The sequence below is a fragment of the Arthrobacter sp. yr096 genome, from assembly GCF_900108925.1.
In the GTDB taxonomy this organism is placed as follows: Bacteria; Actinomycetota; Actinomycetes; order Actinomycetales; family Micrococcaceae; genus Arthrobacter.
Genome location: NZ_FNYI01000002.1, coordinates 1 through 13,578 on the forward strand (window position 1 = coordinate 1; position 13,578 = coordinate 13,578).

The window sequence follows — 13,578 nt, forward strand, 5'->3', positions numbered from 1 at the left end:
TTCCTGCGCGCCCGGCTAAGGATCAGCATCAGCGAAGCCCGCCGCCGGCTCGCCCTCGCCAACGACGTCCTACCCCAGACAGGAATGACCGGCCAGCACATTCCCGCCCGCCGCGAGATCCTCGCCGACGCCCACTCCTCAGCCCTGCTCCCGTCCCGCTCCGCGACCATCATCAGTGCCGCGTTGGACAAAACCCGCCACCTCACCGACGACGACACCATCACCCTGATGGAACAAGCCCTCACCGCCACCGCGAAGGAAACCGACCCCGACTTCGTCGCCAAAATGGCCAAAGCCTGGTCCGACAGAATCGACCAAGACGGCCCGGAACCCTCAGAAGAAGCCCTCCGCCAACTCCAAGGCGCGTTCCTGCGCCGCCGACGCCGCCACGGACTCCACCACCTCGAAATCTTCGCCACCGACGAACAAATCGAAGCCCTCACCACCGCCATGAACACCGCCACCAACCCCCGCCTCACCACACCAGAACCCAGTCACACCACCGAACCCGGTCACACCACCGAACCCGGTCACACCCCGGACGACGGAACCAGCACGGAAACCCCCACGGAATCCCCCACCGAACCGGGCCTGGACCGACGCACCCGCGCCCAGAAACTACTCAACGGCCTCGTCGGCGCCTGCGCCCTCGCGATGAGCACCGGGAAACTACCCTCCAACGGCGGACTCCGACCCCAACTCACCGTCACCATCGACCACCGCCACCTCTTCGAACAACTCACCCACCACAACAAGCCCAACCACAACGGGCACACCACCGAACCCCGCCACACCAACCAACCCGACAAGCCCAACCACGCCGACACCACCGGCACGGGCCCGAACCCGCTCAGCTCCGGAACAGCGACCTTCACCGGCCCGCTACACCCCAACACCATCCGCAAAATCGCCTGCGACGCCGACATCATCCCCGTCCTGCTCGGCAGCCAAGGCCGCGTCCTGGACATCGGACGAACCACCCGCATCTTCCCGCCCCACATCCGCAAAGCCATCACCGCCCGCGACGGCGGCTGCGCCTTCCCCGACTGCACCATGCCCCCACCCTGGTGCGAAGCCCACCACATCACCTACTGGTCCCACGGCGGCACCACAAGCACAGAAAACGGCACCCTCCTCTGCAGCCACCACCACCACCTCATCTACAAAGAACAATGGCGAATCACCCTCACCACCGGAATCCCCTGGTTCATCCCCCCACCCCACATCGACCCCCACCAAACACCCCGACGCAACCACCACCACACACCCCACCGAACGTAGGACACCCCAACCCCCACAAGGGCTCGACCCCGGCCCACCACCCTGGGCGACGGGCCGCCGTCGAGTGCTTGTAATGAGGGAGTCGTCGAGCGCTTGCAGCGAGGGATTCGAGCAGGAGCTGTGCGCAGGAAATTGTGGGCGCTCATTGTTTGTCCGGTGCAGATACTGCTTTGTGCAGCCGGCAACCCGTATGCCCTGAGTCGTTCCGGTATGCCCTTGCGTTCGGAATGCCCCTGCGTCGTTCCGGCATTCCTAGGACTCACAGGGCCTGCCTCAGGGGCTGCGCCATGCTGCCGCGCGCGCCTACGCTGGAACCGGGCTGGATTGAAACGTCACATGAGGGAACCAGCATGACCACATCGGACAACAACGAGACGACGAAGGATCAGACCATGAGGATTGCTGTCACCGGCGGAAGCGGAAAACTGGGCAGGAGCGTGGTCCGGCGACTGACGCAAGACGGCCACCAGGTTCTCAACATGGACCGGGCAGGCACCCGGGGCCGCGGCTACGTCACCGTGGACCTCCGAAATTACGGGCAAGTCCTGGACGTCATCCTGGGCCTGGACGACCAACACGACGGCTTGGACGCAATCGTTCACCTGGCCGCCATTCCTGCACCTGGGCTGGCACCTGATGCCGCGATCTTCGAGAACAACATGGTGTCCACCTACAACGTCTTCCAAGCAGCGCGGAGGGCAGGCATTAAGAAGGTGGTCTATGCCTCGAGCGAGACCGTACTGGGCCTCCCTTTCGACATTGATCCTCCCTATATTCCGGTCGATGAGGAATACACGGCGCGGCCGGAAAGCACTTACTCACTGGTCAAGCACCTCGAAGAACAGATGGCCATCCAACTCACGCGGTGGGACCCGGACCTGAGCATCACGGCGTTGCGCTTCTCCAATGTCATGGACCCCGAGGACTACGACGCTTTCCCGTCCTTCGACTCGGACGCCACACTCCGCAAATGGAATCTGTGGGGCTATATCGACGCCCGGGACGGTGCTCTCGCAGTGGTGAGGGCCCTGGAACATGGCGGACCTGGCTTCGAGACCTTCATCATCGCCGCCGCAGATACCGTGATGGGTCGAAGCAGCGCCGAGCTTGCCGCGGAAGTCTTCCCCGGCGTCGAGGTCCTCAAGGAACTGGGCGAGCACGAAACGATGCTGTCCATCGACAAAGCCCGCAGGCTGCTGGGCTTCGAGCCGGAGCACAGCTGGCGCACGGTCCATTCCAACCGCACCACACCCACCGAAGACTGACGCCTCTGCTGACCCGTGACGCGCGACGACCCACCCCTTAGCTGCAGTTTCCTGCAAGCACTCGTAAAGGGATGGGCCGGCGCAGCTTCGGGGTGTCAGATCATGGTCATGACCATGGCGGGATCGGACAGGATGGCGCCCAGATCCGCGAGGAAACGCGAGCCCTGTTCGCCATCCACCAGTCGGTGGTCGAAGGACAGGCTGAGTGACATGACCTGCCGAACAGCCAGTTCATCGTTGACAACCCACGGCGCCTTCCTCACAGCGCCCAGAGCCACGATGGCGGCCTCTCCCGGGTTCAGGATGGGTGTCCCTGCGTCAATCCCGAACACTCCGATGTTGGTAATGGAGATGGTGCCCCCGGAAAGATCGGACGGCGAGGATTTGCCTGCCCGGGCGGTATCCGTCAGCTCCGTCAATGCCGTGGACAGCTCGCGCAGCGTCAGTCGGTCTGCGTCCTTGATGTTAGGGACTGTCAGCCCACGGGGCGTGGCGGCAGCGATGCCCAGGTTCACATAGTTGAACTGGACAATCTCCTGGCTCGCCTCGTCCCAGCGGGAGTTCAGCGTGGGATTGTTCCGCAGCGCCACCAGCACCGCCTTGGAGGCGATGGTCAGGGGCGTCAGTTTGTAACCCTCGAACGTCCTGTTGCCTTTCAGGCGAGTCAGCAATTCCATGGTTGCCGTGACGTCCACCGTGAGGAATTCGGTCACATGGGGTGCCGTGAAGGCACTCTGGACCATTGCAGCGGCCGTGAACTTCCGGACTCCCTTGATGGGTGTCCGGGTCTCGCGTTCGCCCTGCACAAGTACAGGAATCTCGGCCGGTGCTTCAGCTGCGCCGGTAAAGTTCTGGACGTCCTCGCGGGTGATGAGCCCACCCGGCCCGGTGCCGGAGACGAGTTCCAGGTCAACGCCGAGATCACGGGCCAGTTTGCGGACCGGCGGCGTCGAGCGTGGACGTTCAGAGGCTTCAGTCTCAGACGGCCGTTGCTGCGTGGGCCCGGCCACCGCCGGGGTACTCGCGGGTGTTTCCGCGGGTGCTTCGGATTGAGCCTGCCCGCGGGCACGGCGGGTGGGCCGGCCGGAATGTTCGACGACGGCGCCGTAGCCCACCAGGTTCGGCTCACGTTTTGCTGGACTCGCCTCGCCGGAGGATTCGACGGCGGCCGGTGCGCCAGCAGTCGGCGCGCTGCCCCCGTTGGAGGATCCGGCGTCGTCCACCTCGAAGGAAACGATCGGTTTGCCGACTTCCACCACGGTTCCGGGCTGCTCATGAAGGGCCGCCACCGTTCCTGCGAAGGGCGATGGCAACTCCACTACGGCCTTGGCAGTTTCCACCTCGGCGATGACCTGGTTCAGTGTGACGGTGTCCCCCACCGCAACCTTCCAGCTCAGAATTTCCGATTCGGTCAAGCCTTCGCCAAGGTCCGGCAGCCTGAATTCCTTGATCATGGTGGCGGTCATCCTTCCAGTCCACTCAACGAGTTGGGGCGGCCCAAGGCACGGTCCACGCCGTCCAGGATCCTGTCCAGGTCCGGCAAGTGGTGCATTTCCAGCTTCGAATAGGGATAGGGAACATCGAAACCTGTGATGCGGACGGGGGCAGATTCCAAGTAGTGGAAGCACCGCTCGGTGATGCTGGCAGCAATCTCTGCGCCCAGGCCACCGGACTGTCCCGCCTCATGCGTGATGACCAGACGGCCGGTCTTGCGGACCGAGGCTTCCACTACGGGGTAATCCACTGGAGCCAGCGAGCGGAGGTCAATGACCTCCACGGAAATGCCTTCGTCGGCGGCGGCCATAGCCGCATCCTTGGCCGTTTTGACCAAAGGACCGTAAGCCACCAAGGTGACGTCGGATCCTGAGTTCACCACGGCGGCCTTATCCAGCGGAAGGGCGGTGGAAAGGTCAATGGCCTCGTCCACGTCGCCCTTGTCGTGATAACGGCGCTTGGGTTCGAAGTAGAGCACGGGATCATCAGAGGCGATGGCCTGCTGGATCATGGTGTACGCGTCCTGGGGATTGGAAACGGCCACCACCCGCAAGCCGGAGGTGTGGGTGAAGTATGCCTCGGGAGACTCCGAGTGGTGTTCCGGAGACCCAATGCCACCACCGAACGGAACCCGGATGGTGATGGGCATCTTGACCCGTCCCTGAGTGCGGTAGTGCATTTTGGCTACCTGGCTGACAATCTGGTCGAACGCCGGGTAGATGAAGCCGTCAAACTGGATCTCGCACACCGGACGGTAGCCGCGGTATGCCAGTCCGACGGCAGTGCCGATAATGCCCGACTCAGCCAAGGGCGAATCAATGACGCGGTGCTTCCCAAAGTCTTTCTGCAAGCCATCGGTGACGCGGAAGACGCCACCGAGTGAACCAATATCCTCACCCATGAGGACAACCTTGGGATCGTTTTCCAAAGACTTCCGGAGGCCTGCGTTGATGGCCCGGGCAAAAGTGAGCTTGGACATCAGAGTGCACCTTCCTCGACGGATTCGTTGAAGCTGTTCAGGTAGCGCGAATACTGGTCCTTCTGGCGTTCTATCCAGGAATTGGGCGTGCTGTAAACGTGGTTGAAGACATCCAGTGGCTTCGGGTCCGGCATCCCAATGCAGCTGGAACGGAGCTCCGCTGCAACGGCGTCAGCCTTGGCTTTGACACTCGATTCCACGTCCTCAGTCAGCAGGCCCTTTGCTTCCAGGAGCTTGCGGAGCCTCAGGATGGGATCTTTTGCGGCCCAATCTTCCAACTCGATGGGATCGCGGTAGCGGGTGGGGTCATCGGCCGTAGTGTGGGGACCCATGCGATAGGTGACAGCTTCGATGAACGTTGGCCCCCCGCCCTTGCGCGCCCTGTCCAGCGCAACCCGCGTCGCAGCCATGACAGCCAGCACGTCATTGCCATCAACGCGCATGCTGGGAATCCCGAATCCGGTGGGCCTGTCAGCCAGTTGGACGTGCGACTGGATGCGCACAGGTTCCGAAATGGCCCAGTGGTTGTTTTGGCAGAAGAACACGACCGGTGCCTGGTAGCTGGCGGCGAACACCATGGCTTCATTGACGTCACCTTCACTCGTGGCGCCATCACCAAAGTAGGCAAGGACGGCAGTATTTGCTCCGTCCAACTGGACACCCATGGCGTAGCCGGTGGCGTGCAGGCTTTGGGAACCGATGATGATCTGGGGCGTCGCCAGATTGATGCGCTGGGGATCCCACCCATAGGAGGCATTGCCGCGCCACACCCGGGCGATCTCGGAGAGGTGTGCGCCACGGACGTAGGCCACGCCGCTTTCGCGGTAGCTCGGAAACACGAAATCGTCATCGTGCAGGGATCGGCTCGAACCGATCTGGGCTGCTTCCTGTCCCAGCAGCGGAGGCCAGAGCGCCAGTTCTCCCTGTCGCTGGAGTGCCGTTGCCTCGGCATCAATACGGCGGATAACCGTCATGTCCTCATACAGCGAACACAACTGCTCATCACCGATGTCCTTGACCCATACATCGAATTCGGGATGGCTGATCCGCTCGCCCTCGGGAGACACCAGCTGGAGCAGATTGCCGCCAGTCCTCAGAGAATTTTGTGCACTATGTCCAGGGCCCGGAGTGTCATGGTGCACTCCCTCGCCCGCCTGATCCGTCAACACAGGTGATCGCAACCTTCCGGCTCGTTTTCGTCGGCGCTGGCTGGACTCGTGATCCTGCCGCAGACCGGCCCTCCGGCACCTTCGCCAGAGTTAAGTGTGACCCTACTCACAAGAGGCATCAGGTACAACTACCCTCGCTGAAGTTGAGCATTCTGCCCTATTTTGAGTTCCCTCTCCGTGCTAATCTTGCGCATTATGCAAACCTTGGATGGCACTGATACCCGTCTCCTTTCCGCCATGGCGAAGGATCCCCGCGGGACAGTGGTGGCCCTCGCCCAAAAGCTGGGACTATCGCGCAACACGGTCCAGGCCAGAATGGCGCAGCTTGAGAAGAAGCACGCGTTTCTCTCCTTTGAGCGGCGGATCAACCCAGTGGCTCTGGGCTACCCGCTGACGGCCTTCATCACGGTTCACGTGCAACAACAAAAACTGGCTTCCCTCGCCCAGGACCTCGCCGACATTCCGGAAATCCTGGAGGGATTCGGCCTAACGGGTTCAGCGGACCTCCTGCTGCGCGTTGTTGCCTTGGACGCGGAAGACCTCTATCGCATCAATGGAAAGATCCTGGGCTGCGATGGCGTGGACCGGACGGATACAGCACTGGCGATGCGGGAGATGATCCCGTACCGCGTTCAGCCCCTGCTGGGACGCCGCTCCCAGCCGTGAAATCCCTTTTCACCTGCGGCTATTCCGTGATGAGTACTTGCCCGTAGAACCGGCATGCGATTTGATGCAAGTGGACGAATTCGGGGGCTGGCCAGAGGTCCCCGGCCATGTGGTGGCGCTACCGAAGGCTGCCGAAAGGGGCACTACCGTGAGCAACCCGCAGGAACCGTACCAGCCCAACCAGAACCAACCGGGCCAGAACCCGCCACCTGTTCCACCCGGGCCCGGGTACCCACCACAAACCGGCGCCTCACCGCAGTGGCAACAGTCGCCGTCGTCCGCATCCCCCCAGCAGGCGGGCACCCCACCGTACGCCGCCCCGGGTCAAAACCCTTACGGACAGAACCCGTATCCGCAAGGCCAGAACGCCTATCCGCAGGGCCAGAACCCTTATCAGCAGGGCCAGTACCCTCAGGGCCAGTATGGCCAGCAGCCGCCCAAGAAGAGCCGGAAAGTCCTGTGGATCGTCCTCAGCATCGTGGCCGGCGTGATCGTGCTGGCAGTTGTGGGCGTCCTGGTACTGGTCAACCTGGTGGGCAATGCCACGTCCAAAGCCAGGTCCCTGGCAGATGAATTCACCACCCTGGTGGTGTCCGGGCAAACGGAGCAGGCCTATGACAACTACCTCAGCCAGCCGTTGAAGGACGAACTGGACAAGCAATCCTTCGTGGACGGCATCGCCAGCCTGCAATTGGACAGCTCATGCAAGCCGAACTACAGCTCTGTCAACGTGAACTCCACCAATGGCAACAACAAAGCCGACCTCGCGGGCAAGCTGCAATGCGATGGCAAGACCATCGACCTCCAGTACGTCTTCGAAGGCACCAACGACCTCAAAATGAGCAGCATCCGCCTGCGCCCGTGATTGTTCAAAAATAAATCCTACTAAGACCCATCCACGTCAATTCATGGTCCGAATTACTGCTTGAGAGCCCCACCCGGGGCTCAGCAGGACGGTCGGGATCCTCCCGGCCTCATCGGAAGGTTCGGACCATGCGTACTTCGCCCAATCGCTTGATCGCCACCATCTTCGGAGCCGTTTACCTCTTGGTAGGCGTCCTCGGATTCTTTGTCACCTCAGGAATCGGCTTCTTCGCCACTGAAGGTGCCAACCTGATCATCTTCGCTGTGAACCCGCTTCACAACATCATCCACCTGGCCATTGGCGCGGCTCTGCTTTACGCCGGCATGAACGGTGTGACGCTGTCCAAGTCGGTCAACACCGCTGTTGGTGGCGTGTACCTGTTGGTGGGTATCCTCGGACTCTTCCTCGTCGGCAGCTCGCTGAACATTATTGCCCTCAACGGCGCAGACAACGTGCTGCACCTTGCCAGCGCAGTGGTCCTGCTGGGTGTCGCCCTGTCCCAGGACAAGGCCGCCGTCACGTCAGCCCGCGCCTGATCTCCGGCACACGAGCGAGAGGATGACGAGAGCCATGGAGCGTAGCAACCACCCGACACTGAGGGCAGCGGCCCTGCTCTTCGTATACTTCGCCGCCATGGCGGCGGGCATGGTTGAACTCTCCCTGGCCGCCGGATACCTCACTGGAGCCGCCTCCGTGACAACCGGTGTGGTGTTGGCAGGTGTGGCAACACTCGCAGCAGGCCTGGCCTTCCTGGCTTGGTCGCTGTGGGGGCTGCACCGCAACGCCCTCGTCCTCCCCCGCTACGCCATTTCCGCACTGACCCTCGCGGCCGCTGCACATGTTGCGGTCATGGCGGCGGGCATCACCACCCAGCGTTCACTTGATGTGAGCCATTTTGCCGCCCTCGGGCTCACGCTCATGGCACTTGCCGGAGCGGGCTGGCTGAGGCGGCAGCACAAGACCAACGACGGCGGCGCCCACGGCCAGCCAAGGACCGGGCGGCTTCTGGCAGCCGCGTTCGGAGCCGCCGTCGTTGTTGCCTCAGTGGCAACACCCGGACTGGCCGCTTCAATGGCCGGCCAACACGCCGTTCCGCACGGAGAGCACGGCCAGGCACCCAGCGGAGAAAACGGCCAGGGCTCCAATCCCGCCCTGGTACCGGGCCACCACCACTAGGTGGCGGCCGCCGGACCGGCGCATCATCACCACAGCCCACTGTTGATGGTGCGCCTGGTTCGTGGATCATGGAGCCATGGATCCCATTGAGGCCCTCGACGAAATCTCCTTCTGGCTCGAGCGCAGCCAAGCCCCCACCTTCAAGGTCCAAGCCTTCCGGAAAGCGGCCGACGCCGTACGGCAGCTGCCGCCCGAAGACTTGCGGAAGCTGGTGGGCAGCGGACGGATCACCAGCATTAAAGGCGTAGGCAACCGGAGCGCCGAAGTGGTTACCCAGGCCTTGGAAGACCGGGTTCCCGACTATCTTGCCGATCTGCGCGAACGCGGAACGGAATCCCTGGCCTCGGGAGGAGACACCCTGCGCGCTGCCTTGCGTGGCGACCTCCACAGCCACAGCAACTGGTCCGACGGCGGCTCCCCCATCGAATCCATGGTTGCAGCGGCGCATACGCTCGGCCGCGAATACCTTGCACTGACAGATCACTCCCCCAATCTCACCATCGCCAACGGGCTCAGCGTCGAGCGCCTGGAGAAGCAGCTGGAGGTAGTGAACGGCATCAACTTAGCCCAGGATGGTTTTCGATTGCTCAAAGGCATCGAAGTGGACATCCTGGAGGACGGGACCTTGGACCAAACGCCCGGCATGCTGGACAAGCTCGATGTTGTGGTGGCCAGCGTCCATTCCAAGCTTCGTTCCGACAAGAAGACCATGACTGCCCGGATGCTGGGCGGGATCAGTGACCCGCACACAAACGTCCTTGGCCACTGCACCGGACGGCTCGTTCAGGGATCGCGGGGTACCCGGCCGGAGTCTGAATTCGATGCCGCAATCGTCTTCAAGGAGTGCGCAGAGTGGGGCGTCGCCGTCGAAATCAACTCCCGGCCCGAACGGCAGGATCCCCCGGACGACCTCATTAAGCAGGCCCTCGATGCCGGTTGCCTCTTCAGCATCGACAGCGACGCCCATGCTCCCGGCCAGCTCGATTTCCTGCAGTACGGCGCGGAGCGGGCCGAGGCCCTCGGGGTACCCAAGGAACGGATCGTTACTACCTGGCCGCTGAAGCAGCTGCAGGAATGGCTGAGCCTGAAGAAGTAAAGCAGACGCACAAAAGGCTGCTCCTTGCTGATTCGCAAGGAGCAGCCTTTTGTGTGGGGACTAGTGGTCCACTGCCTTCTCAGCACCAACGCCGGTCAGCGAGCGCACCTCCATCTCCGCCTGCTTGGCCGGGTCCTCACGCCGCTTGTCCAGCACGGTCCCGAGCCAGCCCAGGAAGAACGCCAGCGGGATGGACACAATGCCCGGGTTGCTCAGCGGGAAGAACGCGAAGTTTGCGCCGGGGATCATGGACGTCTTCGCGCCGGAGACCACGGGCGAGAACGTGATTAGCAGGATGGCCGCAGCCAGGCCACCGTACATGCTCCACACTGCGCCCTGTGTGGTGAACTTCTTCCAGAACAGCGAATACACGATGGTAGGCAGATTCGCCGACGCTGCCACGGCGAAGGCGAGCGCAACGAGGAACGCAACATTCTGGCCGTTGGCAAAGATGCCACCCAGGATCGCCAGCACGCCGATCACCACTACGGTGCGCCGCGCCACCTTCACCTCCGTGGTTGCGTCGGCCTTGCCCTTGGAGATGACGTTCGCATAGATGTCGTGGGCGAACGATGCCGCCGCCGTAATGGTCAGGCCGGCCACCACCGCCAGGATCGTGGCGAAAGCGACCGCCGAAATGAATCCCAGCAACAGCGGGCCGCCAAGGTGGAACGCCAGCAACGGTGCAGCCGAGTTGACGCCGCCGGGAGCGGACTTGATGGTTTCCGCACCCACCAGGGCCGCTGCACCGTAACCCAGCACCAAGGTGAAGAGGTAGAACAGCCCGATCAGCCAGATGGCCCAGACCACGGACTTGCGGGCTTCCTTGGCTGTAGGGACGGTGTAGAAGCGCATCAACACGTGCGGAAGGGCTGCTGTTCCGAGGACCAGGGCCAGGCCAAGGGACATGAAGTCGAGCTTGGATGTCTCGGTCTTGCCGTACTGCAGGCCAGGGTTGAGGACTGCCGGATTGTTGGCGGCCTCGGCAGCGGAGCCCAGCAGGCTGGACAAGTTGAAGCCGTAGATGGCAAGCACCATCGCGGTCATGACGGCGGCTCCGGCGATCAGCAGGATGGCTTTGATGATCTGCACCCACGTGGTGCCCTTCATGCCACCGATCAGGACATACATGATCATCAAGGCGCCGACGACGATAATCACCAGTGCTTGTCCGCCCCAGTCGCTGATGCCCAAGAGCAGCGAAATCAGGCTTCCGGCACCGGCCATTTGGGCCAGAAGGTAGAAAAAGCACACGGCGAGCGTGGACAACGCCGCAGCGATCCGGACAGGACGCTGGCGCAAACGGAAGGACAGGACATCGGCCATGGTGAACTTTCCCGTGTTTCGGAGCAGTTCTGCCACCAGCAGCAGGGCTACCAGCCACGCCACCAGGAAGCCGATGGAGTACAGGAACCCGTCATACCCGTTGATGGCGATGGCGCCGGTAATGCCCAGGAACGAGGCCGCGGACAGGTAATCGCCGGCAATGGCAGTGCCGTTCTGTGATCCAGTGAATGACCTGCCCGCCGCGTAGTAGTCCGCCGCGGTTTTGTTGTTCCGGCTGGCCCGGAACACAATCACCATGGTGACCGCGACGAAGAGGGCGAAGATGCCCATGTTGAGAAGCGTGGTGTCCTTCAGAGCTTCGACGTTGACTGCAGGGACCATGGTTTTCATTTGTTGACCCCGCTGATCACATTGCCGTCCTTGTCGAATTCGTGCCCCTCGATCTCATTACGGATCTCAGCCGCGATGGGGTCCAGCTTCCTGTTGGAGTAGCTCACGTACCAGGCCGTGATGCCGAACGTGGTGACGAACTGGAGAAGGCCGAGGATCAGGCCCACGTTGATGTTGCCCCAGACCTTGGTGGACATGAAGTCCACCGCATAGGCGGCCAAGAGGACATATGCGAAATACCAGAGCAGGAATAGGACGGCCATCGGGAAGACAAAGCTGCGGTGACGCTTGCGTAATGTCTTGAACCGTTCCGTCGTCTGGACTTCCTGGAAGTCCACGGACGCCGTTGCGTCCTGGGGTTGGGCCTCATTACCCATGGTTCCTCCTGAGTGTGATGTGTCCACATCAGCTGCACACGCCTTGCCAATGTGACTGCAATCACTATCGAACGCGGCGCTGTAACTGTTCCAGAGAATTGCAGACGCCATCGCTCAACGGTCGCGACGTTGCGCCCAACGGCAAGCGAGAGAGCGTTTCGGGAAACCACACCAAAGGTGAGAGAGCGTTTCGGGAAACCACACCAAAGGTGAGAGAGCGTGCCGGGAAACCACACCAAAGGTGAGAGAGGGTTCCGGGAAACCACCCCCCACCCGGCAAACGAGGACGACGCGTGCTTATTGGCTACGCTGGCCTTATGCCCGACTCTCCGCTCTTCACTGCCGCTGCGATTGCTGTGATCGTGCTGGCGGTCGCCGTCGTAGTCGGTGTTGGCCTGAAGGTGATGCGTTCCTTCCGGGAGCTGGGCACCGACGCTGAACGCGCCACCTACACAACGCTCCATGCCGCATCCCGGGCGGGGCAGCATCTCCGCGGCGGCCTCCAACCTGCCGGTGCCGCCAAAGCCAGCAAACAGCTGCGCGTGCTGCTTGGTTGCGACGCCCTGGCCATGACGGACACCGACGCGGTGCTCGCGTGGGATGGTGCCGCCGAGGAACTCCGGCCCTCGCTCATGCGCCTCGCGGCAGAGGTGCTCGCCACAGGGAGGACGGTGGTGGTGCCGCACGCCGGGCATCCCCCAACGGGCAAGGCCGAGCACGGAAGCCACGACTTCAGCGCCGTCATCGCTCCCATCCGTGCCGGATCACGGGTTGTGGGATCCGTGGCCGCCCTGGCTCCCGCAGCGGGCGCAGGGTTGGTGAGGGCCACCAGCGAGGTTGCTGACTGGATAGCCGCCCAGCTGGAGCTAGCGGAACTCGAAGCGTCACGGACCCTGCTGATGGAAGCAGAAGTCCGGGCACTGCGTGCGCAGATCAGCCCGCATTTCATTTACAACTCGTTGAATGCGATCGCCTCCTTCATCAACACCGATCCGGCCCGGGCACGGGAACTGGTGGTGGAGTTCGCCGACTTCACAAGATACTCATTCCGCCGGCACGGTGACTTCACCACGGTTGCGGAGGAACTGCGCTGCATTGACCGCTATCTCCTTTTGGAGCGGGCCAGGTTTGGCGAGCGGGTACAAGTGAGCCTCCGGATCGCGCCCGAAGTGCTGAGCACCGTCATTCCCTTCCTCAGCCTGCAGCCGCTGGTGGAGAATGCAGTCCGGCATGGCCTGGAGGCCAAAGAGGGTCCGGGGCACATCACCATTTGCGCCAACGACTCCGGAGCATTTGCGGAAGTCACCATCGAGGACGACGGCGTCGGCATGGACCCCGAGCACCTTCGATCCGTGCTGGCCGGCCACACAGACGGCGACCATGTGGGGCTCCGCAATGTGGACGCCCGCTTGCGGCAGGTCTACGGGGACGAGCACGGGCTGGTCATCGAGACTGCCCCTGGCGAAGGAACCCTGATCATCATGCGGGTGCCTAAGTCGCAGCCAGACCACGACGCCTGAAGTCCCGGTTAGT

General features: G+C 62.5%; 13 protein-coding genes. 8 read left to right on the top strand and 5 right to left on the bottom strand.

The window, feature by feature from the left end:
* Nucleotides 1-1,281, top strand: a 1,281-nt coding sequence (locus tag BMY91_RS04905) for an HNH endonuclease signature motif containing protein (protein WP_143054039.1), incomplete at its 5' end; no start/stop codon positions are given.
* Nucleotides 1,282-1,673: 392 nt separating this feature from the next.
* Nucleotides 1,674-2,546 (top strand): NAD-dependent epimerase/dehydratase family protein, encoded by an 873-nt coding sequence (locus tag BMY91_RS04910; protein ID WP_090820635.1) that lies wholly within the window; start codon nucleotides 1,674-1,676, stop codon nucleotides 2,544-2,546.
* A gap of 95 nt (nucleotides 2,547-2,641) precedes the next feature.
* Here BMY91_RS04910 and BMY91_RS04915 read toward each other — a convergent pair whose 3' ends face one another.
* The 3 genes from BMY91_RS04915 to pdhA are packed head-to-tail and all read right to left on the bottom strand — an operon-like array spanning nucleotide 2,642 to nucleotide 6,188.
* Nucleotides 2,642-4,012, bottom strand: coding sequence for a dihydrolipoamide acetyltransferase family protein (locus BMY91_RS04915; protein ID WP_090819209.1), 1,371 nt, complete (start codon nucleotides 4,010-4,012; stop codon nucleotides 2,642-2,644).
* Nucleotides 4,009-5,019: an alpha-ketoacid dehydrogenase subunit beta gene (locus BMY91_RS04920; RefSeq protein WP_090819212.1), complete on the bottom strand. Its 1,011-nt coding sequence runs from the start codon at nucleotides 5,017-5,019 to the stop codon at nucleotides 4,009-4,011. The genes BMY91_RS04915 and BMY91_RS04920 overlap by 4 nt, the downstream gene beginning before the upstream one ends.
* Nucleotides 5,019-6,188, bottom strand: coding sequence for a pyruvate dehydrogenase (acetyl-transferring) E1 component subunit alpha (gene pdhA / locus BMY91_RS04925; RefSeq protein WP_090819215.1), 1,170 nt, complete (start codon nucleotides 6,186-6,188; stop codon nucleotides 5,019-5,021). Before pdhA ends, BMY91_RS04920 begins: the two co-directional genes overlap by 1 nt.
* Nucleotides 6,189-6,383: 195 nt before the next feature.
* On the opposite strand from pdhA, the gene BMY91_RS04930 reads away from it, so the two are divergent.
* The 5 genes from BMY91_RS04930 to BMY91_RS04950 all read left to right on the top strand — a co-directional run bounded on the left by BMY91_RS04930 (nucleotide 6,384) and on the right by BMY91_RS04950 (nucleotide 9,991).
* Nucleotides 6,384-6,854: an Lrp/AsnC family transcriptional regulator gene (locus BMY91_RS04930; protein ID WP_090819218.1), complete on the top strand. Its 471-nt coding sequence runs from the start codon at nucleotides 6,384-6,386 to the stop codon at nucleotides 6,852-6,854.
* A gap of 148 nt (nucleotides 6,855-7,002) precedes the next feature.
* Nucleotides 7,003-7,719 (top strand): hypothetical protein, encoded by a 717-nt coding sequence (locus BMY91_RS23365; RefSeq protein ID WP_256212580.1) that lies wholly within the window; start codon nucleotides 7,003-7,005, stop codon nucleotides 7,717-7,719.
* Nucleotides 7,720-7,847: 128 nt separating this feature from the next.
* Nucleotides 7,848-8,255 (top strand): DUF4383 domain-containing protein, encoded by a 408-nt coding sequence (locus BMY91_RS04940; protein ID WP_090819222.1) that lies wholly within the window; start codon nucleotides 7,848-7,850, stop codon nucleotides 8,253-8,255.
* A gap of 34 nt (nucleotides 8,256-8,289) precedes the next feature.
* Complete coding sequence (locus BMY91_RS04945; RefSeq protein WP_090819226.1) at nucleotides 8,290-8,895, top strand: hypothetical protein; 606 nt, start codon at nucleotides 8,290-8,292, stop codon at nucleotides 8,893-8,895.
* A gap of 76 nt (nucleotides 8,896-8,971) precedes the next feature.
* The gene (locus BMY91_RS04950) at nucleotides 8,972-9,991 is read left to right on the top strand and encodes a PHP domain-containing protein (RefSeq protein WP_090819229.1); all 1,020 of its coding nucleotides are present in this window, start codon (nucleotides 8,972-8,974) and stop codon (nucleotides 9,989-9,991) included.
* A gap of 60 nt (nucleotides 9,992-10,051) precedes the next feature.
* Here the strand turns inward: BMY91_RS04950 and BMY91_RS04955 are convergent, their stop codons facing one another.
* Both BMY91_RS04955 and BMY91_RS04960 read right to left on the bottom strand, forming a co-directional pair.
* Complete coding sequence (locus tag BMY91_RS04955; protein WP_090819232.1) at nucleotides 10,052-11,668, bottom strand: solute symporter family protein; 1,617 nt, start codon at nucleotides 11,666-11,668, stop codon at nucleotides 10,052-10,054.
* Nucleotides 11,665-12,045 carry a DUF485 domain-containing protein gene (locus BMY91_RS04960; protein ID WP_090819235.1) on the bottom strand — a complete coding sequence of 127 codons (381 nt, stop codon included), beginning with the start codon at nucleotides 12,043-12,045 and terminating at the stop codon, nucleotides 11,665-11,667. The genes BMY91_RS04955 and BMY91_RS04960 overlap by 4 nt, the downstream gene beginning before the upstream one ends.
* 317 nt (nucleotides 12,046-12,362) lie before the next feature.
* Here BMY91_RS04960 and BMY91_RS04965 point away from each other — a divergent pair, with 317 nt between their 5' ends.
* A complete protein-coding gene (locus tag BMY91_RS04965) occupies nucleotides 12,363-13,565 on the top strand; it encodes a sensor histidine kinase (protein WP_090820639.1) in 1,203 nt (400 codons plus the stop codon).
* Nucleotides 13,566-13,578: the final 13 nt, after the last annotated feature.